This window comes from Oerskovia jenensis (genome assembly GCF_016907235.1).
Taxonomy (GTDB): Bacteria; Actinomycetota; Actinomycetes; order Actinomycetales; family Cellulomonadaceae; genus Oerskovia; species Oerskovia jenensis.
In genome coordinates, this window is sequence record NZ_JAFBBO010000001.1 from 4,432,394 (window position 1) to 4,453,691 (window position 21,298).

Below are 21,298 nucleotides of genomic sequence, written 5' to 3' on the forward strand. Positions count from 1 at the left end.
CCGGCGGCTCAAGGCTCCGTGGTGGGCGGCCGTCCGCGCGTCGGCTCGTCCGACGATCCTGCTCCGACGCGCGGCGCCCCGGCGCGGCGGGCGACGATCCGCGCGGCCCATCTCTCCCACGGCGGGCTGATCGCCCAGTTCACGGCGAGGGTGTGCCAGGCCCACCGGAACCGTCGGGCCAGGGCCTGCCGGGACTCGAACGTGCGTCCCGAGACCCCGACGACCAGCCGGGGGTCGTAGCGCACGCGGGCGGCGCTCCCGAGCTGGAAGCTCAGGTCGGTGTCGTCGTGGACGTGCGGGTCGTGGCGGTGCACGAGGAGCCTGACCTCCTGCCAGGCGTCGACGCGTATCGCCATGGTGGATCCCCACAGAGGGACGTTCCCCGTCGCGGCGTGCATGCCCCAGTAGTAGCAGCGCATGTACACGAGCCGGGCGATGCGCCCACGCACTGCGGGGAGGTCGTAGAAGTGTCCGGTGCCGGTGAGCGCCGTCAGACCGGGGTCGCCGGCGAACGCCTCGTGCACCCGCCGCAGCCAGTCCTCCGGGGGCACGGTGTCCGCGTCGCAACGCACGATGATGCCGGCCGCCACGGCGTCGTACCCGGTCGAGGCGGCCGCCGGGATGCCGGGCGAGGGCTCGTCGAGCACCCGTGCCCCGGCCCGTCGCGCCACGGCGGCGCTGTCGTCCGACGAGGCGTTGTCGACGACCACCACCTCGTGGGGTGGGAGGCTCTGCCGGGAGATGGCCGCGAGGCAACGCTCCAGGTGCCGGGCGTCGTCCTTGACGGGGATGACGACGGTCAACGCCGCCGCGTCTCTCGGCGTCGTGGCGCTCACGAGCGCCTCACCAGGGCCAGACCTGCCAGGAGGGCCCCGACGCCACCCGCCACGAGGTCCCCCAGCGTGTCGAGGTACCCCACGTCGATCGAGGGATCCACGAACGTGGCTCCTGCCCACTCGCCGACCTCCCACAGCAGCGCGAGCAGCACCCCGAGCGCCGTCGCCGTGACGACGCCGCCCAGCCGAGGGCGTGCCAGGCCGTCCATGACCGAGCGCGTGGGGCGGCCGCCCAGGCCGTCGAGCAGGGGGCCGGGCGAGGGAAGCGCCCCCAGGAAGACGAGGACCGCGTACGCCAGGACCGTGAGCACGGCGGTCGCCACCAGGTGCACGGCGAGGTCGAGCCACGCGAGCCGGGCATAGAGGTCGAGCAGGGCGATCCAGGCAGCGGCGCTCAGGACGAGGCCCACGAGGGGGTCGAGCGGCCCCGTGAGACCGACGGCCCGGGGGATCACCGCTCCCAGCAGGACGAGAGCGAGCAGGGCGGTCGCCACGGGCCCGTAGAGAAGGGTGCCCACCGGGATCGCGATACCTGCGAGGACGCGCACGACGTCTCCCACCGCGGTGGACACCGTGGAGTGTCGCTCGATCTCGCCGGTGGTCATCGAGCAAACCTAACGACCTCGACGGAGTCCCGCTCAGCGGCCGGGGCACGAGAGGTCGCGAGTCGCGCACACCCGTGCGAGTCTGCCCGGATGCCTGCCACGACCACCACCGCGACCTCGCCCCTCAGCCGCACGGTCGGGGGCCGACTGCTCTACGTCTTCATCCTGGGCGACGTTCTTGGTGCGGGTGTCTACGCGCTCGTCGGGGAGATGGCCGGGAAGGTGGGGGGCGCCGTCTGGCTGCCGTTGCTCGTGGCTCTCGGGCTGTCGCTCCTGACCGCGGGCTCCTACGCCGAGCTGGTCACGAAGTACCCGGCCGCAGGGGGCGCCGCGGTGTTCGCCGAACGCGCCTTCAAGGTACCGATCGTGTCGTTCCTCGTGGGATTCTGCATGCTCGCGGCGGGCGTCACGAGCGCCGCCGGTCTGTCCCTCGCCTTCGCCGGCGACTACTTCGGCTCGTTCGTGGACCTCCCCGTCGTGCCGGTGGCGCTCGTCTTCCTGCTCCTCGTCGCGGCCCTCAACGCACGCGGCATCCAGGAGTCCCTGCGGGCCAACGTGGCCATGACCGCGATCGAGCTCTCCGGGCTGGTGCTGATCGTGGTGCTCGCGGCCGTCGTCCTCACCCGGGGCGATGCGGAGCCGGGCAGGGCCCTCGAGTTCACCGAGGGCACGACGCCGGCGCTCGCGGTCCTCTCGGCGTCGCTCATCGCGTACTACTCGTTCGTCGGCTTCGAGACCTCGGCCAACCTGGCAGAGGAGGTCAAGGACGTCCGGCGGGTCTACCCGCGTGCGCTGTTCGGCGCGTTGATCACCGCCGGGGCCGTCTACGTCGCGGTCGGCGTCGCAGCCGTCGCGGTGGCGCCCCCCGAGCAGCTCGCCGGGTCGACGGGACCGCTGCTCGAGGTCGTCAAGGTCGCCGACGTCGTGCCGGAGCGGGTCTTCGCGGTCGTGGCCCTCGTCGCGGTCGCGAACGGCGCCCTGCTCACCATGATCATGGCGAGCCGGCTCACCTACGGCATGGCGCGACAGGGCCTGCTGCCCGCCGGGCTGGCCCGGGTCCTGCCCGGTCGCCGCACCCCGTGGGTCGCGATCGTCGCGACGACGCTCGTCGCGATGGGGCTGGTCTTCACGGGCGACCTCGGCGCACTCGCGGAGACCGTGGTGCTCCTGCTCCTCGTGGTGTTCATCAGCACCAACGTCGCGGTCCTGGTCCTGCGCAAGGACACCGTGCCGGAGGACCACTTCCGCGTCGCGACGATCGTGCCCGTGCTCGGGGCCGCGAGCTGCGTCCTGCTCCTGACCCAGCAGGCACCGGAGACGTGGCTCCGGGCGGGCGCCCTGGTCCTGGTGGGCGTCGTGCTCTACCTCCTCACGCGTCTCGCCGGTCGTCGCACGGGCGCGACCTCCCGGGTCGACGACTGACCGGTCGGGCCGCCCAGATGCCAGTGGGCCGGGAGGCGCGCACGGTGGAGGGCCACATCGGTTTCACCGAGGAGGCACGAGATGTATCTGCACGTGCAGCGACTGATCAACGACATCGTGGCCGACGAGCCGGACCCTGCGGCGGCGAACGCGCTCCAGGAAGGGTTGGGAGGGCAGTTCGGGGAGATGCGCACGATGATGCAGTACCTCTTCCAGAGCATCAACTTCCGTGGCCCCACGGGCAAGCCGTACCGGGACCTGCTGCAAGGGATCGGGACCGAGGAGATCAGCCACGTCGAGCTGATCGGTACGACCATCGCCCGTCTGCTCGACGGTTCGCCCCGGTACAACGGGAGGAAGACCGACCCGCTGGACACCCCGGGCGCGGGCGGCAAGACGCCGCTCGACCTGGCGCTGGGGGTGGGGAACATCCACCACTACCTGGTCGCGGCCCAGGGGGCCCTGCCCGTGGACGCGGCGGGCAACCCGTGGAGCGGCAGCTACGTCTACAACTCGGGGAACCTGGTCCTGGACCTGCTGTACAACCTGATGCTCGAGTCCACGGGGCGGCTGCAGAAGTGTCGGATCTACGAGATGACCGACAACAAGACCGCGCGGTCGACCATCTCCTACCTGATCGTGCGTGACCAGGCCCACGAGAACGCGTACGCCAAGGCTCTGGAGACCCTGGGCGTGGACTGGGGCAAGGTCCTGCCGATCCCCAGGACGAACGCCGAGAAGTTCCCCGAGGTCAAGAAGCTCGTCGACCTGGGCCTGCAGTCCAAGCAGTACACGTTCGACCTCGAGGGAGCCTCGGAGGCCGGGCGCATCTTCCAGGGCATGTCGCCCTCGAACGACGGGACCGAGCTCGACGGCACCGAGCAGGCACCGGCCGGTGTCCCCTCGACCATCGCCCGCGAACGTTTCGAGGAGTTCTCCCCAGGACTCGACCCCGACCTGCTGGCCCTCATCCAGGCCACCGCCGACCTCGAGATGGCCGACGCCGCCGACCCGCTGTTCGCACCGACCAGCACGGCGTGACGCCTCCCGGCGGAGCACCCGCGACCGACCACGAGGCCCCTCTGCCCACCATCCTGGGCAGAGGGGCCTCGTCCCGTCCGGGCACGTCGCGACGGCGCGCGCGACGCGCCGGCCCGGGAGGCGCCGTCGGGACGGGCCGTTCCCTCAGCCGACCTGCGCGTCGCGGACCAGGTCCTCCCGCAGGTGCCGCGCGTACCCGCCCGGGGTCCGACCCGTCGGGCGCCCCGAGGTGAGGACCCGACCACCGTCCGACGCCACGACGCGCGCGCCCGCGGCGCGGGCGCGCGCCACCAGGCCGACGTCCTCGTGCTCGGCCAAGCCCGGGAACCCCCCTGCCGCGCGGTAGACGTCGCCGCGGACCCCGAGGTTCGCGCCGTGCACGTGACCGTTCGCGCGCCCCCCGGGGTGCGTCGCGACCCAGGCCGCCTGCTGTGCGGGTGAGAGGTCGTCGAAGTCCGGCCGGACCGTGCCGACGACCAGGTCCGCACCGTCCTCGGCGAGCGCGAGCTGGTGGGTGAGCCACTGCGGGGGGACCGCCGAGTCGGCGTCCGTGCTCGCGATCCAGAGCCGCGCCGGACTGCCGCGACCGAGCAGGTCCGTCGCCGCGGCGACCCCTGCGGCGCGGGCTGCGCCCACCCGGCGGTGGCCCACCTCGATCACGGCGAACGGCGAGGACCGGAGGATCGCCGCCGAGCCGTCACGGCAGTCGTCCAGGACGACCACGACAGCGACCCGGAGCGCGGGGCGCTCGGCCCGCACGTTCGCCACGGCGACCTCGAGAGCCTCCAGGCAGCGCGGCAGCAGTGCCTCCTCGTCGTTCACGGGGACGACGACGGCCAGTCGCGTCACACGGTCGGGTGCGCTCATGCGAGCCCCGCCTCCCTGGCGACCGACCGTGCGGGCGGCCGGGTGAAGACGTCCAGGACGAAGTCCTCCTCGAGGTGGTGGACCAGGCGCACGAGCTCGGGGCGGGCCCCGAGCGCCGCGTGCACGTCGTCCCCCCCGAGCGGGTACTCGGGGACGGGATGGCGCCAGTGGCACGCGACGAGGACGCCGTCCTGCGTGAGCGACTCGACGGCGCGGGAGATCGCGACCTCCAGGTCGCTCGTGCCGTAGTAGTACCCGACCTCGGAGAGCACCACGAGGTCGAAGCGTCCCGGCGGCCACTCGGCGGGAGTCCGGAGGAGGAGGAGCTCGACCGAGTCGCCGAGGCGCTCGCGGGCGGACGCGAGCGCAGCCTCAGCGACGTCCACCGCCACCGTCCGATCGCACCGCGCGGCGAGACCCGCGGTCAGGACACCCGTCGAGCACCCGATCTCGAGGCCGGCGCGGAAGCGCGGGCGCGGCAGCGCCGCGAGCGTCACGGCGCGCTTGCGCTCCTCGTACCAGCGGGTCTCGAAGCCCCACGGGTCGCGACGGTCCCGGTAGAACTCGTCGAAGAACTCAGGGGGCAGGCTCGCGGGGGCGGTCGGCCCGGTCGTGGCGGCGGTCCCGGCTGAGGCGGTGTGATCGGCGGGCGCCACGCCCGGCGACTCGACGAACACCTCGACGGCCCGTTCGACGTGCCGCAGCATCTCCGCCCCGATGGTCGCGGCGTCCCGAGGGTCCCCGGACAGCGGCTCGACCTGCGACCGGTGCGCGGCGACAGCCCGCGCCTTGCCGGCGCGTTCCCCTGGCGAGAGGGCCAGTGCCCTCATCGAGTCGCTGCCCACCGGGGCGTCGGGGGTCGCCCAGTGCCACCACCAGACCGGATACTCCAGCAGCCGTGCACCCTGTGCGACGGCCACGACGGCCGCCACCTCGCCCGCGATGCGATGGTCACGGTGGCCGTCGCCCCGCCAGGGCGCGCACAGGAGCGCCTGTCCCGGTGCGACCGGATCGCGGGTGGAGCCCGCCGCGCCGGCCAGGGTCAGGGCACCGGTCAGACCCTGGTGCAACGACGTACGGTGCTCACGCAACCCGCCGTCGGGCAGCCCGAGGAAGACCAGCGCGGCACCAGGAGCGACCAGATCGACCGCTTCCACGAGCTCCTTGCGGCGCACGGCCGCGAGCTCGGTCGGGGAGCACGTGGGGGAGCCGGGGTGCGACGCCTCGCCATCGGTCGCGACCACGACCGTGACCGGGGTCCCCTGGCCCGAGAGCCGGGCCAGGAGGCCACCAGCGCCCAACGACTCGTCGTCGGGGTGCGCAGCGAGCACGACGAGGTGGGACACGTTCTCGGGAAGGTCCAGCGGCGGCAACCGGTCGAGCAGGCCGCTGTCCCGCCAGACCTCCTCGGTGGTCCCCGGGGCGCGGTGGTCGAACGTCACCACGGTGCGCTCCCGCGGGCCACGAGGTCGCGGCCCAGCGCGGCGTCGTCCCGCTCGGCGTGGTGCTGACGGACGTAGAGCTGGAGGTCGGCGAGCCGACGGGCGTAGGTCTCGTCGGCCGTCATCGGCCCGGGACCCAGCGCGTGGGAGCACCGCTCCACGACCTCCTCCACGGCGCGCGCGACCGATCCCCGCACCCTGCGGGCCAGGACTCCTGGTGGGACGTCTTCTCCCCGTGCCCCGTCGACGGTCCGGCTCGCCTCGACGAGCAGCGTCCGGGCTCCCGCGAGGGCGACGTCCAGAGCGCCCAGGTGGGCCAGGGCGAGCTGGTCCGGCTCCCGACGGCGCGTCGAGGCGAACAGGTCGCGCGCGAGCCCGACCGCCCCGCCCCACCAGCAGGCCGCGACGCCGATGCCGCCCCAGGCGAAACCCGTGCGGTCGAGATACCACCCGGCGCCGCCGACCGGGACGGCGACGGCCCCGCTGAACCGCACGGGCGCACTGACGATCTCCGGGAAGCCCCGGGCGACCCACGGGCCGTCGTCGGGCACGACGCCGGGCGAGCGGAGGTCGACGGCGAACAAGCGGCGACCGGCCTCGGTCCAGGCGGTCACGAGCGCGTGCGAGAGGGTCGCCGCGAGCGAGCACCACGGCTTGACCCCGGTCAACCGCCACCCGTCCTCGCTCTCGTGCGCTTCCAGACGGGTGTCCGGGCCCTCGGCCGCGAACACCCCCCAGGTGCTCGTCCCGTCGGCGCCGATCCGCGACAGGTCCACCACGTCGGGAGCCTGGGCGAGGATCGACAACGCGTCGAGGTGCGGCTCGAGCACGCGCGCCACACCGACGTCGGTGGCGGCGGTCGAGGCGAGCAGCTCCCACAGCTCGAGGGTGCCGCCGGACCCTGGGTGGGGCGCGGACTGCCCGATCTCCGCAGCCCAGCCGAGGGCCGCGACGACGTCGCCCCGCATCGAGGGGACACGGGCGATCGAGGCGTCCAGACGGCGACGGCGCCCGTCGTCCCGTCGCGCGGGATCGAGCTCGACGGTGCGGGGCGTGGTGGAATCTGTGGGGCGTGGACCGGTCAAGGCGGCCTCCTGTCCGTTCGGGGGGTTCCCCGTAGGCTAGGTGCGGCCCGGCGGCCTCGCACGTGGCGGGCACCGACCGGTGGAGGTGCTCCTGCGTCCGTGACCCGCTGAGGTCAGGAGAACGCGGCCAGGTTCGGGGACGTGGCAGCGGCACGCTCGGTCCGTGAGCTCGCCGGCGGGTCGCCCGCACCGAGATCGCCTGCCGCCGCGGGGGTGGCCTCGAAGAACAGGTCGAGGTCGTCGGCCGTGGGAGCAGCGAGCGCCGAGCCTTCGGCGAGGTTGTGCATGAGGCGTCGCGCGAGGTGGCGGATCGACTCGTTGGTCACGCTCGAGTGGTGGCGCAGGAGGTCGAACGCCTCGTTCTCGGACAGGCCGTAGACCGTCATCACCGCACCCTTGGCCTGCTCGATCACGGCGCGGCTCTTCGCGGACGCCTGGATGGCGGCGCTCGCCTCGCGCTGCGACAGCTCGCGCTGGGTGATCGTGAGGTCCACGAAGTACCCCGAGACCTGTGTGACCTGGTCCGACCCAGGCTCCTTGCGGCCCCGGCCGACGACGCCGAGCGTCCGGGTGTGACCGTTCGCGTCGATGATCCGGTGCACGCACGCGAACGGCTCGCCGGAGAGGCAGGCATCCGCGAGCAGGGCCTGGACCCGGGCTCGATCGTCAGGATGCTTGTGCGCGAGCATCAGCTCGGTGGTCGGCACCACCTCGCCCGGCTTGAAGCCGTGCATCTCGTAGAGGCCGTCCGACCACCACCACTCACCCGAGCGGACCGTCAGGACGAACTGACCGACGGGCTGGGGGGTGCCGGTGAGAAGGACCTCCATGAGGTCCGCATCAAGAGGGCGATCAAGGTTGTACGAGGTCGTCATCTCAACTCCTGGGGGGCAGGGAGGCCACGGACTGCTTCCAGACTCCTCACCGGATCGTAGCGCCAGAGCCCGTGGAAGGTGCGCTCGCTTCGCGCTCCGCGAACCGCGCACCGCGACCTGCGGAGTGCGACGAGCGCAGCGCGACCTGCGCAGTGCGACCACGGGCAGCCCTCCGGCCGCAGCGCGACGGTCGCAGCGTGCGACGTGGCGGTCTGGCAGCGCGCCCCGACGACCGACGGCACCGGTCAGGGCGCGCCGTCGGGGCGCGCCGTCGGCCAGAGGTCGCCGCTCATGACGTCGGTGATCGCGAGATCGATGGACACGGCCGTCGCCGGGGGAGCGAGGTCGCCGAGGACCGAGCGCAGCCGTGCGGCTGCCGCGCGGCGGACGGCCGCCGCGAGCGGGACGAGGGGCTCGTCGAAGGCCGCGACGATCTCGATCGTGACGGCCGTGAGCTGGTCGTGCGCGTCGGTCGAGCAGGTGATCGTCAGGGGCGCGGCCTGCGGCGTCGCGACGACCGACTCGCGGAGGGCCGCGACCACGACGTCGGCGGCGACGACGTAGTCGACCACGCCGTCGGCGGTGGCGGTCCGGCCGCGCACGGGGGCCGAGGGGCGGAAGGCGGAGAGAGCCTTGAGCAGCGCGTTCTCCCGGACGAGGGTCCACCCGTGGTCGGTGTGGCGTCGCAGGGCCTGGGTCGCGCGGTCGAGGACGGCGTCGTCGTTCATCGCCACCCCTTCATCGTCTCGGCCAGCGTGGCGCGGGCCCGGTGGAGCATCCCGCGCACTGCGTCGTGCGTCGTGCCGAGGATGTCGGCGATCTCGGCGTAGTGCAGTCCTTCGACCTCACGCAGCAGCCAGCACGACCTCTGCAACGGTGGCAGACCGAGCAGGGCGATGTCGAGGGCTTCGACGAGGGCGGCGTCCACGGCGTCCTGGTCGGGCGGGTGGGAGGCCGTCTCGACGAGCTCGTCGGGCAAGGGGCCGGGGACGTGGGCTGCTCGGCTCCGGTGGCGGTATGCCTGGCGCGTCGCGATCCCGAAGAGCCAGGTGCGTGGAGCGGACTCTCCGCGAAAACCGGCGAACCCGGTCCACGCCGCCACCAGGGTGTCCTGCAGGCAGTCCGCTGCGACCTCCGGGTCCTGGACCATGCGCAGGACGTACCGGTACAATGCCGGGCCGTGCCGGTCGACGAGCGTCGTGAACGCGGCCCGGTCGTGCAGGGCAGCCCGGCGGGCGAGCAACAGGTCGGAGACTGCCCCCGCGTCGTCCTCAGCACCGACGGCTTCCACCCGTTCGACGATAGCGCCCGGTCCGGTACTCGCCATGCGCAGCCCCTGATGTGACGCAGATCACACCGGATGGGCCGTGACGTTCGGCCCGTGCCGCGGCACTCACTCATGAACGTCGCAGATCGCCCGGCCGGGGGCCGGGCGTCCCGAGCACGAGGAGCCAACGATGAGCGAGCAGAGCACACCCACCACCTCCGGCACGTCCTCACGTCCCGGGGACCTCGGGCCCGGACGGTCGCCACGCGAGAGCGGCGAACGCACCTCGGCGCTCGCCTCCGAGCACGGCAGCACGACGATCGCGGACCAGGTCGTCGCCAAGATCGCGGGCATCGCGACCCGCAACGTCCAGGGCGTCTACGCCGTGGGCGGGGGAGCGGCCAGGGCCTTCGGCGCCATCCGCGAGTACATCCCGGGCAGCGGCAGCGACACCACCTCGGGCGTCCACGTCGAGGTCGGGGAGCGTCAGGCTGCCGTCGACCTGGACCTCGTCGCGGACTACGGGGTGTCGATCGCCGACCTCGCCCAGGCGGTCCGCCGCAGCGTGATCACCTCGATCGAACGCATGACCGGGCTCGAGGTCACCGAGGTCAACATCGACGTCAACGACGTCCACCTGCCCGACGACGACGCCGAGCCGAGCCCCGACCGTCCCAGCCGGCGCGCGCAGACCGCGGACAGCGGTGAGGGCGAGGACGGTGGCGGGCGGGTCCGATGACCACGTCCGTACCCGCGGCCTCCGACCCCGGTCCCACCGGCCAGGGTGAGGAGGATGCCGTCCCCACCCCGCTGGACGTCGCCGAGGCGTTCGAGCACGCGCACGCGGCAGCGAGCGACGTCGAGCCCTCCGCACCGGGTCCCGTGCCCGGCCCGGTGGCCGTGGACGCCACCGCCGCGGCCACCGGCCCGGTGGCCGGGACCGGTGCGCAGACCGTGACCGCCGACCGCGACCAGGACGAGCTCGCCGACCGCGTCGTGGCCCGCGTGCTCGCCGTGCCGGGCGTCGTGCGGCTGCACGCCGGGGTCTTCGGTGAGGTCGCCACCTACCTGCCCGGGCGCGCCGTGACGGGGGTCCGGCTCCGTCCCGAGGAGACCGAGGTGCACCTCGTCGTCTCGGTCGGCCGTCCCCTCCCCGACGTCGCCCGTGACGTCCACGAGGCCCTGCGTGGACTGGTCCCCGGTCCCGTGCGCGTGTTCGTCGAGGACGTCGAGTCCCCACCCTCATCACCGTCCGCGCCCTGAGCGGGCGCCGTCCAAGGAGAGCACATGTCTGTGTCCACGATCGGTCTGCTGACCGGGATCCTGCTGGCGATCGCCGCGATCCTCGGAGGGTTCTGGGGCTTCGTCCTCGCCGTGGTCCTCGGCGGCATCGGATGGGTCGTCGCGGCCCAGATCGAAGGGCGCATCGACCTCGGCGCCGCCTTCCGCGGCCGCGGCCATGTCTGACCCGTCGACCACCCGGCCGCCCCTCGCCGAGGGGTGGGCCACGCGCCCCACGGTCGAGGCGACCGATGCCCCGGAACGGGGGGTGCTGCGCGTCGCCGACCGGGTCGTGGAGAAGGTCGCTCGCGCGGCCGTGCTCGGCGTCCCCGGTGTCGCGCCCGACGCGGCCACCGCGGGAACGGTGGGCCGAGCCCTGGGCAGGGCCTACCCGCACGTCACCTGCTCACGCGCCGGCGACCGGGCCCGCGTCGTGCTCGAGATCGCCCTGGTGTGGCCGGCCCCGGCCGCGGACGTCGCCCGCCGGGTCTGCGACGCGGTGACCGACCAGCTCCGGGGCCTCGCCGGGGTGCACGTGGACGAGATCCGCGCGACCGTCGCGCGCATCGTGGACCCGTCCGACGTCGTCGGGCCCAGCGGTTCGGCCAAGGAGCGACGAGTCCGATGAGCGCACCCTCAGCACCCCCCACCCGGACGATCCCCGCACCGGCCAGATCGCCGCGGGCCGGTCTCGCCCTGACCTCGTGGGCGTTCGTCCTGGCGCTCGTGCTGCTCGCCGTCGCGGTCCTCGCCGGGCAGGCCGCGTTCGTGGCCGCCCGCGGGCAGGGCACGAGCTGGTACGCCTCCCTCGCGGACGCCCTGGACGGGCTCGAACCCGAGACGTGGGTCGGGGTGGTCGGCGTGCTCGTCGCCCTGGTCGGTCTCTGGTTGCTCTGGCAGGCGGTCCGCCCCCGTCCGCGCACGACCCAGCGCGTCGCGGCGGCCAGCGGCGTCCATCTCCGCTCGGCCGACGTCGCCCGCTGGGTGAACGCCACGGCCCGCGACGTACCGGGCGTCCTCGACACCCGCACGTCCGTGACGCGACGCGCCGTGCGGGTCACGGTCCGGTCGACGGGCTCCCCGGACATCCTCTCCGACGTTCGCGACGAGGTCACCCGCCAGCTCGCGGCGCTCGAACGACCGCCGCGCCTGACGGTGCGACCCAGCGAAGGGCAACGACCATGAACCGCACCGTCCTGCGTCTCGACCGTGCGCTGCTCGCCCTGGCCGGCCTCGTGCTGGTCGTCGTCGGCGTCGCTGCGCTGCTGTGGACCACGGGCACCCTGGCGGAGTACGTCGACGGCGTCCCCACGACGCTCGACACGTCCGCCGCGACCGACGCCGACTCCCAGTCGTGGTGGCCCTACGCGACCGGCGCCGTCGCCCTGGTGCTCGCGGTCGTGGCGGTCTGGTGGATGCTCGCGCACCTGCCCGCGCGCACCGTGCCCGAGCAGGACCTGCCCGGCTCCAGCCGCGCCGTGCGTCTGCGGATCGACCGGGGCGCCGTCGCCGACGCGACCGCCCGTGCGGCCCAGCAGATCCCCTCGGTCCGCAGGGCCACGGCGACCCTGCGCGACGAGGGCGCCGAGCTCGTGCTCAGCCTCCTGGTCACCGTCGACCCCGCGACCGACCTGCCCGACCTCGCCACCCGGCTCGACGACGTCGTCACCGATGCCGCGACCGTGCTGCCCGACGACAGGCTCCGCTCCCGCACGACCGTCAGGATGCGGTCGAGCCGCCGCGCGGCCCGGACGGCCCGCGTCGCCTAGCCGCTCGGCAGAAGGACCAGGTGCGGCCGCGGCGCAGAGCTAGCGGGGAGGTCCGTCGGGCAGCGCGCGACGTCCGACCGCGACCACGGCCACGTCGTCCTCGCGGCCCGGATCGTCGAAGCCCGAGACCAGCCGTTCGCACATCGTCGTCGGCTCGACCCCCGCGTTCTCCCCGGCGAGCACGGCGAGTCGGTCGAGGGCGTCGGGCAGCGACGCGCCGCGGCGCTCCACGAGCCCGTCGGTCACGAGGACCAGCAGGTCGCCGTGGTCGAGGACGTCATGGTGAGCGGGGCGGCTGTCCGGGTTCGGCAGCCCCAGGAGGCGTGACCCCTCCTTGACACGTATCACCGTGCCGTCGGCGCGGACGACGAGCGCGGGGAGGTGGCCGGCGTCGGTGATCTCGACCGCTCCTGAGACGGGGTCCACGACGCACACGCACACCGTCGCGTACTCGGTGTGGTCCTGGCGCAACGCCTCGTTGAGGAGGTTGAGGGCGACCTGCGCGTCGTGACCTTCTCGAAGGTAGGCGCGAAGGGTCACGCGCACCTCGGCCATGACTGTCGCAGCGCGCAACGAGTGCCCCTGGACGTCGCCGATGACGACGGCCACCCGGCCGTCCGGCAGGTCGAACGCGTCGTAGAAGTCACCGCCGACGTCGAGACGGGCGTCGGCGGCCTCGTAGCGAGCCGCGACGTCCAGGCCGCCGCTCACGTGCAGGCCCGACGGCAGCAGCGCCCGCTGGAGCGCGAGCGCGATGCGTTGCTCCTCGGCGAACGTGCGCAGGTTCGAGAGCGCGACCGTCGCAGCGTCGGCGAAGCGGCCGGCGACCGCTCTCTCCTCGTCGGTGAGCGTCCGGGCCTCGTCGACCTGGACGCCCAGCCCGCCCACGAGCGCACCGTTGGTGTCGACGAGCCACAGGGTCCACCACGGCGACGGGTCGATCCCCGCCTCCCGCAGGAGAGGCTGCCAGGGGGCAGGGATCTCGTCGGCGGCGAAGACAGCGGTCCTCTCGTCGCCCGGGGCGAGCACGGCGGTGGTTCCGCGCCCACGGACCAGCGGCGAGGTGTCCGTCGTACAGACCGAGCGCAGCACGAGTCCGGTCTCCGCGACGACCATCGCGACGACGGCCCGCCCGAGGACGGTGCAGGCCCCGCGAGCGGTACGGTCCACGATCGCCTCGTAGGAGCGGGCCTCGTGCAAGGGCACCAGGGCGCTCGCGAGCGCCTCGAGACGACGTGCGGTACGTCCGGCCCCGCGCTGAGCGTCGTGCCGCCGGCACAGCGCACTGATCGTCGCGAGGAACTCGTCCCGGTCGAGAGGCTCGGGCAGGTAGGCATCCGCACCGCCCTCGAGACCGGCGGTCCGGGACGCCGCGTCGACGGCGGTCGCCGAGACGTGCAGGACGGGGATGTGAGCGGTCGCGGGGTCCGCCTTGAGGGTGCTGCAGACCTCGCGCCCGGAGATGTCCGGGAGATTGACGTCGAGGACCATCGCGTCGATCTGCGGGGTGGTGCGGGCCAGGGCCTCGCTGCCGGTCGCGGCCTCGATCACGTCGAAGCCCGCACGGCGGAGCCAGCTCGACATGACGTATCGCTGCGCCGCCGTGTCGTCGACCACGAGCACGGTGCGGGGCGCGCTCACGAGGTCTCCCTCGCCCGCCGCAACGTCGCGACGAGGTGGTCTCGCGAGATGCTCGACTTGGGGAGGAAAGCCGCGCCTCCGAGATCTTCCAGGAGGGGAGGGGGAGTGCTCGACATGAGGACCGTCGCGGTCGCCGGATAGAGGTCGTGGATCGTCGACCGGAGCGTCGGTCCGTCCATGCCAGGTAGTCGCACGTCCAGGAGGGCGAGGTCCGCTGCGCCGTCGTGCAGGAGCGCGAGAGCGTGCGGCGCGTCGTGCGCGATGCTGACCCGAGCCGCGTCGTCGGCCAGCATGGCGACGAGGACGGACGCGAACGCCCGGTCGTCGTCGACGACGAGCACGTGACCGAGGTCCCTCGCGCGAGGGTCGGCGGGGCGGGGCGGGGTGTCCCGGAGCGCCCCGCCGAGCGAGAGCGAGGGAAGGCGGACGGTGAAGGTGCTCCCGGCGCCGAGGCGCGACGACGCGCGGATCGTCCCGCTCAGTGCCTGCGAGGTCCGCCGTGCGTAGGGCAGCCCGAGGCCGGTGCCGCGTGCTGTGGGCTGCAGGCGGTTCGGTACCTGCACGAACTCCTCGAACACCGCGTCGAGCTGCTCCTCGGGGATCCCGAGGCCCGTGTCCTGGACGTCGAACCGCACGTGGTCGCCGTCGGTGCTCGCCGTGAACTCGATGTGCCCCTCGTCGGTGAACTTCGCGGCGTTCGCCAGGAGGTTGCGCAGCACCCGGGTGGCGAGGCGGCGGTCCGTCACGAGCGGGGCCTGGTGCGTGGTGGTGGTCCGCAGCGTCACGCCGGGTCGCAGCAACGGAAGGGTCGTGCCGTGCAGCTCCTGGAGCAGCTGGGCGACGTCGACCGGTGCCGGCTCGACGTCCTCGTGCCCTGCCTCGGCCCGTGCGAGGTCGAGCAGCTCGTCGACGAGCTGGAGCAGCGTCCCGGCGCTCTCTCGCAGGTAGGCGGTCTGCTGCGCCTGCTCGGTGTCGAGGTGCGAGTCCGCGAGCAGCGACGTGAGGCCGAGGATCGAGTTCACGGGTGAGCGCAGCTCGTGGCTCACGTTGCGCAGGAACCGCGTCTTGGCCTCGTTGGCTGACGCGAGCTCACGACCACGCTCGTCGAGCTCGGCGTAGAGGGCCACGACCCCGGTGTTCGTCTCCTCGAGCTCGGTCGAGAGCTGGTCGTACATCGCGAGCACGCCGCGGTTCGTCTCCTCGAGCTCCTCGTTGAAGCGCCGGAGCTCCTCCTTCTGCTGGTTCAGCTCTTCCAGGGTCCGCACGAGCTCGGAGTTCTGCACCCGCAGCTCGTCCAGCGCGTCCGCCACGTGCGCCGCCGCGGTGGACCGGCGCACGGCTGCGAGCGACGCCTCGTCCGTGCGGGCCGTCGAGCTGAGGACCTTGGTGAGGACCACCCGGGCACCGGTCGGCTCCACCTCGAGTCCCTTGACGAGACGTCGCGCCGCAGGGACCCCACCGCCGGACGAGTCACCGTCGACGACGAAGGGGACGTCGGGGGTGATCTCGGCGCGCAGGGTCGCCTGAGGGACACCCGGGATCACGGCGATCACGACGTCGGCGGTCCCGGTGGCCACCGCGGCCCTGCCGATCTCCGAGAGCGCGGTCGCCACCCTCACCTGGTCCTGGGTGTCCAGCCCGAGCTGGCGGCAGATCTCTCGCCCGGCCCGGCGCAGCGCGAGGACGTCGGCGTCGGACCGGAGATGGGTCGCGAGGAGTGGCATGGTCAGCGATCCGACCAGGCGACGGGCAGCACCGCCACGCTGGAGTCGTCGCGCCGCACGGCGTTGTCGCGCAGCAGGACGCCGGAGACGACGAGAGGGGAGCGGGTCGCCAGTCCCGGGTAGTCCCCGAGGGACCAGCGGTTGGTGAGTCCGTCGCTGTGCAGGACGACGACGTCGCCACGGTCGACCGGGTACGTCGTCTCGCGCAGCGGTCGGCCGGGCACCCCCGCGATCCCGGGGTGGGAGACCAGCCCCCGCTGACGGTCGCCGTGGATGGTCCCGGAGATGTTCCCGAGGCCCGCATGGCGCAGCACGCCGCCGCTCACCTGGGAGATCGCGACGGCGGCCCCACGCGTGCCGGACAGGGCTCCGTGCACGCGCTGCAAGAGCGCCACGGGCGTCCCCGCAGGCGCGTCGAGGAAGGCGCGCACGGCAGCGCCGGAGGCCGCTGCGGCCAGTGGCCCGTGCCCCAGGCCGTCGGCGACCATGAGGCTCGGGACACCGTCGTCGTGGCGAACCGCGAAGGCGTCACCCGACACGTCCTGCCCGGTCATCGCGCGCACCACGCCCGTCGCTTGCGCGAGCCCGTTCGCCCCACCCGGGGCGGCGAACGTCGCGGCGATGACCGTCCCTTGCCCGGGCGCCGTCCAGGCGTCCCAGGACGTGGCGAGCCGGGGAAGAGTGCCCAGACCGATGCCGAGGGTCCCTCCGGTGGAGACGCCGTCCCGCATGGCGGCGCTGATGTCGCGCATGCCGGGACCGGAGTCGACGGCGAGGACCTCGAGCGTGGCGTGGTCACCGGTGCGGCGCACGCGGACCAGGATCGCCCCGGATCCGGCATGCCTCTCCTGGTTGGTGGCCAGCTCGGAGACGACGAGGCCGATCTCCGCGGCGCGGTCCTCGCTCAGGCCGAGCTGTCGGGCGCTCGTGCTCGCGGCCCGTCGCACCCGCCCGACCGCGGACGGGTGGTCCACTGCGTACCAGTCGCCCTCCTCGACGAGGCTGCGCCGCTCGTCGACACCGCTCGATGTGGGGGTCATCGGCGCCAGGTCGCGATCTCGACGCGAGTACCCGCGCCTGCGGCGGTGTCGATCGCGAAGTGCTGGACGAGCCGGCGCGACCCGGAGAGGCCCAGGCCGAGGCCGCCCCCGCTGGTCCAGCCGTCCGTCAGGGCGAGGTCGAGGTCCGGGATACCCGGGCCCTCGTCCGAGAAGACCGCGCGCACGCCGGTCCGGACGCCGTCGGTGACGAGCACGACCTCGGCATCGCCACCTCCGCCGTACACGAGGGTGTTGCGGGCGAGCTCGCTCGCCGCAGTGACGAGCTTGGTCTGGTCGACCAGCGAGAGGCGCGCCTCCTGCGCCAGGGTACGCACGAGCTGGCGTACCTTGACGACGTCGGAGTCCGTCCTGATCGGCAAGCGCTCTGCCGTGGTCGAGGTCATCTCTCCTCGCGCTCGGCGGCCGCGAGAAGCACGTCCTCCGGGGATCGCTCGGAGGGAGCCAGGAGCAGCAGGGCGCGCTCGACGTCGAGCGCCGTGCGGACGTCCCCGAGCGAGAGCCCCAGCTCGACCATGGTGATCGCGACCGCCGGCCGCATGCCCACGACGACGGTCGTGGCGTCGAGAACGTGCGAGATCCCGGCGACCGACGCGAGCATCCGTCCGATGAAGGAGTCCACGATCTCCAGGCCGGAGATGTCGATGATGACGCCACGTGCGCCCGTCTCGGTGATCCGCTCCGCGAGGTCCTCCTGGAGACGGAGCGCGGTGTCGTCCTGGAGATCGATCTGGATCGAGACGAGCAGCGTCGAGCCGATCCTGAGGATGGGCACGCCGTCGGTCATGCGGGCAGCCCGCCCTGCCGGTCACCGCGGCCCGAGCGCAGCGCGTCGACGAGGGCGTCGGCGAGCGTCGCACGGGTGCGGATGTCGCCGAACTCGATGCCGAGCGCCACGATCGTCTGCGCGATCTGGGGCCGGATCCCGCTGATGGTGCACTCGGCGCCCATGAGGCGCGCCGCGACGACGGTCTTGAGCAGGTGCTGCGCGACCTGGGTGTCGACTGCCGGGACGCCGGTGATGTCGATGATCGCGTGCTCGCTGCCCGTCTCGACCAGCGTGTTGAGCAGCTTCTCCATGACGACCTGAGCGCGGGCGGAGTCGAGCGTCCCGACGAGCGGAACCGCGACGATCCCCTTCCAGAGCTTCACGACCGGCGTCGAGAGCTCGAGGAGCTGCTCCGCCTGCTCCGCGATGATCGACTCGCGGGCTGCCGCGAAGGTCTCGAACGTGATGAGACCGAGCTGGTCGACGAGGCGCAGCAGCGTCGTGATGTCCGCACCGGACGAGGCGAGCGGGTACAGCCCCTCCTTGAGCGCGAAGATGCCGACGGCGGTCTCGCGCGGCGTGAACCCCAGGCGCGCGCGTGTCGCCGAGACGTCCGCGAGGATGCCGCGGAGCTGGTCGAACGCGGCGTCGGCCAGCGAGGTCCCACCGGCGCGGAGTCCCTCGACCAGGGTGTCGAAGATCTCGGCCTGCTCGCGCTCGAGCTCACCTCGTGAGGTGCGTCCGTAGAGCTCCCGGGCGGCAGCCTCGATCCACTCGCCACGCACGGCCTCGGCGTGGTCGGTGAGCAGCTGGGCGAGCGACTCGGGTGGGGCGGTGACGACGTCTGCCATCGACATTCCTTCCAGAAGAGAGCGTCACTGCTGAACGGTTCCCCGGCAGTGACGAGGGCTTAGTGTACGCAGGCCGACCCCTCATGACGACACCCGCGGACACCGTGGACGCGCACTGCACTTCACGCGGACGGTTTTTCGCGGACGGCGTGTGCTCACGTGCCAGAACGGTGCCGTCGTCGACCGTACGGACGCCCCAGCCCAGGGCCGTCCTCGTGATCCTCGCCACTGCTGTGTCCCGTGCGGGGGCCGTCCGGGGCTCGCCGGGAGCCACCGGCGAAGACTGTCTCAGACCGCGGGCAGCGGATGCAGGGCGCGACGTCGGTCGCGGTCCCTGCTCTCGCCCCATGACGTGCTACAGGCCCACCGTGCTCACGCCGTACGTGGCCTGCTCGACCGTGAAGCCTTCATACACGAGCTGGTCGATCAGTCCCGAACGGGAGAAGGACGTGTAGGCGAGGTAGCTCGCCGCGCTCGCAGCGGCTTGCGCATTCCAGTCGACACCGCCCTCGGCCTCCAGGCGAGCGATTCCGAACTCGGCGTCTGCTGGGCTGAAGCCCTCGAACGCCAGCTGGCCGCCGAGTCCCGAACGGGAGAAGGCGGTGTAGTCGAGGTAGCTCACCGCCGACCGGTAGGCATTCTGCTGGGCGACCGAGCCGATCCTCGCTGTCTCGGCGGCGGCGGCCGCTTCGGCAGCGGCGGCCTCAGCGGCGGCTGCTTCTTCTGCGAGGCGCTGCTCTTCCGCCAGTCTTTCCTCTTCAGCCTGCGCCGCAGCCTCCGCCTCTTCCTGGGCGAGGCGCTCGGCTTCTTCTTCGGCAGCCTTCTCGTCGTCGGCCACGTCTTGCGTGGCGGCGGTGTCGGCGACCGGATTCTCCGGATTCTGCTCACCGCCGCCGTTCAAGGCGCCGATGACGACAAGGAGCAGGACCAACGCCCCGACCCCGGTGAGGACCTTGTAGCGAGTTGGCCAGGACTTTGCCGTCGTGGCACCGGCAACAGGTCCGCGAGCCCGCGAGCCGTCTCCTGCCAGGTCAGAGGAAGGCTCTGAGGCGTATGTGGACCCGCTGGCAGGATCGTCGACCCAGAACTGCCAACCCTGCGGTGCTGGTGCCCACGACGGGTCGGGCATCCAACCTGGCGGAGGCGTCCAGCCCGCAGGGGGTGGGGGCCAGTTCGGCGGCGAGTTGTATCGCGGTGCCATCAGCACTCCTCAGATGGAGAAAGCAAGTCGCTGTGGTGAGCAGTTTGGCACGGCGTTCGCGCCGGGCATATGTCGGACGACGGCCGTCCGCTGAAAAGGCGGGTGAAATCGGCGTGCTCGTCCGCGAGGTGCGACGCCCCGAACCTGGCCACGGCGAATTGCTTGCCGAAATGCGGCGCACCGTCAGTGGGCAGGCTGCCACGGTCGGGCACTGCCGTGGTCTCATGAAGAGCGACGCGCGGTGACGCAGAGCCTGCCATGGGTGCCGTTGACGTGGCTGCCGCCCGCCGAGAGTTCTCTCTGAATCTCGAGCTGTCCGATCATGGGTACAACAAGACGTGGCCTGACAGCACCGGGTTCAGCGCGCCGGTTCGTTCACACGTGGCACCATTTCGTTCGGCCTCCTTGCGTGGCTGCCCGCCTTTCGAGCTGGAGGACTGCCTTGCCACCCACCGTTGCCCGCACTTCTCGCCTGGCGCGTGCCGGCGTATTCGCGTTCGCCGCGGTGGTGGTCCTGGGCGGGTGCTCCACGACCGAGGACAACGCCCGCGAGATCCGTGACGTGATCGTCGAGCAGGCGCCCGGGGTCGAGGACGCCGTGGTGCACAACCACAAGGACATCTTCGTCGACAACATCATCGTGCGGCTGTCGATGCCCACGACCACCGACGAGGACGACGACGGCCTGGTCGCAGCGATCGACGCCACTCTCGACGCAGCATGGACGACGTCGCGCACCGAACCGTCGAACGTCACCATCGAGGTCACTCTTGCCCCGATGCAGGACGGCGCTCGCTACGGCGACAAGGGCAGCATCGAGCTCGAGGACCGGGGGATCGACGAGGCCCTCGGGCTGGACAGCGCCGTCTACCGGGAGTCGATCCGTGTGAGCACCGATGAGTTGAACGCCCTGTACGGCGCCCGCGGCAACTCCTAGCTCAGGGCCGGGCAACTGCCGCGAGCGTCTCTCCCGGCACCGTGGACGCTCCACCCGCTCACCCTGTCCGGAGGGCCCATGTCGGCGGTCTTCGCGATCAACTTCACCGACCTGCACCTGGCCCTGGAGCTCGGTGCGCCCCTTCACTCGCTACTTCGCCTCCAGGACCTCTGGTGGGATCCCGCAGCGCCCTACGAGGCGCACGGGCTGCGCGCATGCTGCCAGTACCACACCCCGCGGACCTCGTTGCAGTCCCGCGGACCACGTCCCTCTGGTCGAGGCCCGCAGGGGCGATGACAACCACCGCGTGGGAGACCAGGAGGGCAGCCGTGGGGCCGTGCTCACTTGCGCGAAGCGCGGCCTAGACCACGCGCTGATCCGTGTCCAGGCCAAGCGTCAGTGGCCGGTAGATCACCTCAGGGTCACCCCCGATCGGATCGAGGGGTGCGAGGTCGATCCACACGTCCTCCGCGATCGCGTCGAGGACGTTGAGCGGGATCGCTGTCCCGGCGCAGCTAGGTCTCCGAGGGTGCGGTTTCCAGCCTGGCCGTGCTGCCTGGACAGGGCGTCGTCGATGTCCTTCGCCTCGGTGAGGGCGTGGACCGGATCGCGGCTCACGCTGCGTTG

24 protein-coding genes are annotated in these 21,298 nt (G+C 72.7%); 9 read left to right on the top strand and 15 right to left on the bottom strand.

The genetic code is table 11. The features are described from left to right. Positions 1-8: 8 nt before the first annotated feature. Both JOD49_RS19760 and JOD49_RS19765 read right to left on the bottom strand, forming a co-directional pair. Positions 9-836, bottom strand: coding sequence for a glycosyltransferase family 2 protein (locus JOD49_RS19760; protein ID WP_307822664.1), 828 nt, complete (start codon positions 834-836; stop codon positions 9-11). Beyond that, positions 833-1,441 (bottom strand): DUF2238 domain-containing protein, encoded by a 609-nt coding sequence (locus tag JOD49_RS19765; protein WP_205308672.1) that lies wholly within the window; start codon positions 1,439-1,441, stop codon positions 833-835. Before JOD49_RS19765 ends, JOD49_RS19760 begins: the two co-directional genes overlap by 4 nt. A gap of 90 nt (positions 1,442-1,531) precedes the next feature. Between JOD49_RS19765 and JOD49_RS19770 the strand changes: the two genes are divergently transcribed. Together JOD49_RS19770 and JOD49_RS19775 are read left to right on the top strand one after the other, a co-directional pair. After that, on the top strand, positions 1,532-2,863 hold the full coding sequence (locus JOD49_RS19770) for an APC family permease (RefSeq protein WP_205308673.1): 1,332 nt from the start codon (positions 1,532-1,534) through the stop codon (positions 2,861-2,863). A gap of 81 nt (positions 2,864-2,944) precedes the next feature. Continuing rightward, on the top strand, positions 2,945-3,904 hold the full coding sequence (locus tag JOD49_RS19775; protein ID WP_205308674.1) for a manganese catalase family protein: 960 nt from the start codon (positions 2,945-2,947) through the stop codon (positions 3,902-3,904). A 144-nt stretch (positions 3,905-4,048) separates the two neighbouring features. On the opposite strand, the gene JOD49_RS19780 is transcribed toward JOD49_RS19775, so the two are convergent. The 6 genes from JOD49_RS19780 to JOD49_RS19805 form a co-directional block, all read right to left on the bottom strand. Continuing rightward, positions 4,049-4,771: a glycosyltransferase family 2 protein gene (locus JOD49_RS19780; protein ID WP_205308675.1), complete on the bottom strand. Its 723-nt coding sequence runs from the start codon at positions 4,769-4,771 to the stop codon at positions 4,049-4,051. Beyond that, complete coding sequence (locus tag JOD49_RS19785; RefSeq protein ID WP_205308676.1) at positions 4,768-6,216, bottom strand: bifunctional PIG-L family deacetylase/class I SAM-dependent methyltransferase; 1,449 nt, start codon at positions 6,214-6,216, stop codon at positions 4,768-4,770. The genes JOD49_RS19780 and JOD49_RS19785 overlap by 4 nt, the downstream gene beginning before the upstream one ends. Next, positions 6,210-7,298, bottom strand: a complete 1,089-nt coding sequence (locus JOD49_RS19790; RefSeq protein ID WP_239525263.1) for an acyl-CoA dehydrogenase family protein — start codon at positions 7,296-7,298, stop codon at positions 6,210-6,212. Before JOD49_RS19790 ends, JOD49_RS19785 begins: the two co-directional genes overlap by 7 nt. A 113-nt stretch (positions 7,299-7,411) precedes the next feature. Further along, positions 7,412-8,173 carry a PAS and ANTAR domain-containing protein gene (locus tag JOD49_RS19795; RefSeq protein ID WP_239525264.1) on the bottom strand — a complete coding sequence of 254 codons (762 nt, stop codon included), beginning with the start codon at positions 8,171-8,173 and terminating at the stop codon, positions 7,412-7,414. Positions 8,174-8,418: 245 nt separating this feature from the next. Continuing rightward, positions 8,419-8,901 carry a hypothetical protein gene (locus JOD49_RS19800; protein ID WP_205308677.1) on the bottom strand — a complete coding sequence of 161 codons (483 nt, stop codon included), beginning with the start codon at positions 8,899-8,901 and terminating at the stop codon, positions 8,419-8,421. Next, positions 8,898-9,464: an RNA polymerase sigma factor gene (locus JOD49_RS19805; protein ID WP_205308678.1), complete on the bottom strand. Its 567-nt coding sequence runs from the start codon at positions 9,462-9,464 to the stop codon at positions 8,898-8,900. The genes JOD49_RS19800 and JOD49_RS19805 overlap by 4 nt, the downstream gene beginning before the upstream one ends. A 166-nt stretch (positions 9,465-9,630) precedes the next feature. Here JOD49_RS19805 and JOD49_RS19810 point away from each other — a divergent pair, with 166 nt between their 5' ends. Genes JOD49_RS19810 through JOD49_RS19835 form a run of 6 tightly spaced genes read left to right on the top strand, consistent with a single transcriptional unit; the run spans position 9,631 to position 12,490 of the window. Beyond that, complete coding sequence (locus JOD49_RS19810) at positions 9,631-10,179, top strand: Asp23/Gls24 family envelope stress response protein (RefSeq protein WP_205308679.1); 549 nt, start codon at positions 9,631-9,633, stop codon at positions 10,177-10,179. Next, on the top strand, positions 10,176-10,703 hold the full coding sequence (locus JOD49_RS20435; RefSeq protein WP_239525265.1) for an Asp23/Gls24 family envelope stress response protein: 528 nt from the start codon (positions 10,176-10,178) through the stop codon (positions 10,701-10,703). Before JOD49_RS19810 ends, JOD49_RS20435 begins: the two co-directional genes overlap by 4 nt. Before the next feature lie 24 nt (positions 10,704-10,727). After that, entirely contained in the window at positions 10,728-10,907 is a 180-nt protein-coding gene (locus tag JOD49_RS19820) for a DUF2273 domain-containing protein (protein ID WP_205308680.1), read from the top strand. Further along, complete coding sequence (locus JOD49_RS19825) at positions 10,900-11,349, top strand: Asp23/Gls24 family envelope stress response protein (RefSeq protein ID WP_205308681.1); 450 nt, start codon at positions 10,900-10,902, stop codon at positions 11,347-11,349. The genes JOD49_RS19820 and JOD49_RS19825 overlap by 8 nt, the downstream gene beginning before the upstream one ends. Continuing rightward, on the top strand, positions 11,346-11,906 hold the full coding sequence (locus JOD49_RS19830; protein ID WP_205308682.1) for a DUF6286 domain-containing protein: 561 nt from the start codon (positions 11,346-11,348) through the stop codon (positions 11,904-11,906). The genes JOD49_RS19825 and JOD49_RS19830 overlap by 4 nt, the downstream gene beginning before the upstream one ends. After that, entirely contained in the window at positions 11,903-12,490 is a 588-nt protein-coding gene (locus tag JOD49_RS19835; protein ID WP_205308683.1) for a hypothetical protein, read from the top strand. Before JOD49_RS19830 ends, JOD49_RS19835 begins: the two co-directional genes overlap by 4 nt. A 39-nt stretch (positions 12,491-12,529) precedes the next feature. Here JOD49_RS19835 and JOD49_RS19840 read toward each other — a convergent pair whose 3' ends face one another. The 7 genes from JOD49_RS19840 to JOD49_RS19870 form a co-directional block, all read right to left on the bottom strand. After that, positions 12,530-14,131 carry a fused response regulator/phosphatase gene (locus tag JOD49_RS19840; RefSeq protein WP_205308684.1) on the bottom strand — a complete coding sequence of 534 codons (1,602 nt, stop codon included), beginning with the start codon at positions 14,129-14,131 and terminating at the stop codon, positions 12,530-12,532. Beyond that, a complete protein-coding gene (locus tag JOD49_RS19845) occupies positions 14,128-15,855 on the bottom strand; it encodes an ATP-binding protein (RefSeq protein WP_205308685.1) in 1,728 nt (575 codons plus the stop codon). Before JOD49_RS19845 ends, JOD49_RS19840 begins: the two co-directional genes overlap by 4 nt. 2 nt (positions 15,856-15,857) lie before the next feature. Next, a complete protein-coding gene (locus JOD49_RS19850) occupies positions 15,858-16,895 on the bottom strand; it encodes an ATP-binding protein (RefSeq protein ID WP_205308686.1) in 1,038 nt (345 codons plus the stop codon). Continuing rightward, the gene (locus JOD49_RS19855) at positions 16,892-17,299 is read right to left on the bottom strand and encodes an ATP-binding protein (RefSeq protein WP_205308687.1); all 408 of its coding nucleotides are present in this window, start codon (positions 17,297-17,299) and stop codon (positions 16,892-16,894) included. Before JOD49_RS19855 ends, JOD49_RS19850 begins: the two co-directional genes overlap by 4 nt. Beyond that, positions 17,296-17,688, bottom strand: coding sequence for an STAS domain-containing protein (locus JOD49_RS19860; RefSeq protein WP_239525266.1), 393 nt, complete (start codon positions 17,686-17,688; stop codon positions 17,296-17,298). Before JOD49_RS19860 ends, JOD49_RS19855 begins: the two co-directional genes overlap by 4 nt. A gap of 8 nt (positions 17,689-17,696) precedes the next feature. Beyond that, entirely contained in the window at positions 17,697-18,533 is an 837-nt protein-coding gene (locus JOD49_RS19865; protein WP_205308689.1) for an STAS domain-containing protein, read from the bottom strand. A 355-nt stretch (positions 18,534-18,888) separates the two neighbouring features. Then, the gene (locus JOD49_RS19870) at positions 18,889-19,464 is read right to left on the bottom strand and encodes an Ltp family lipoprotein (RefSeq protein ID WP_239525267.1); all 576 of its coding nucleotides are present in this window, start codon (positions 19,462-19,464) and stop codon (positions 18,889-18,891) included. A 712-nt stretch (positions 19,465-20,176) separates the two neighbouring features. Here JOD49_RS19870 and JOD49_RS19875 point away from each other — a divergent pair. Beyond that, positions 20,177-20,671, top strand: coding sequence for a hypothetical protein (locus tag JOD49_RS19875; protein WP_205308691.1), 495 nt, complete (start codon positions 20,177-20,179; stop codon positions 20,669-20,671). The last annotated feature ends 627 nt before the right edge of the window (positions 20,672-21,298 follow it).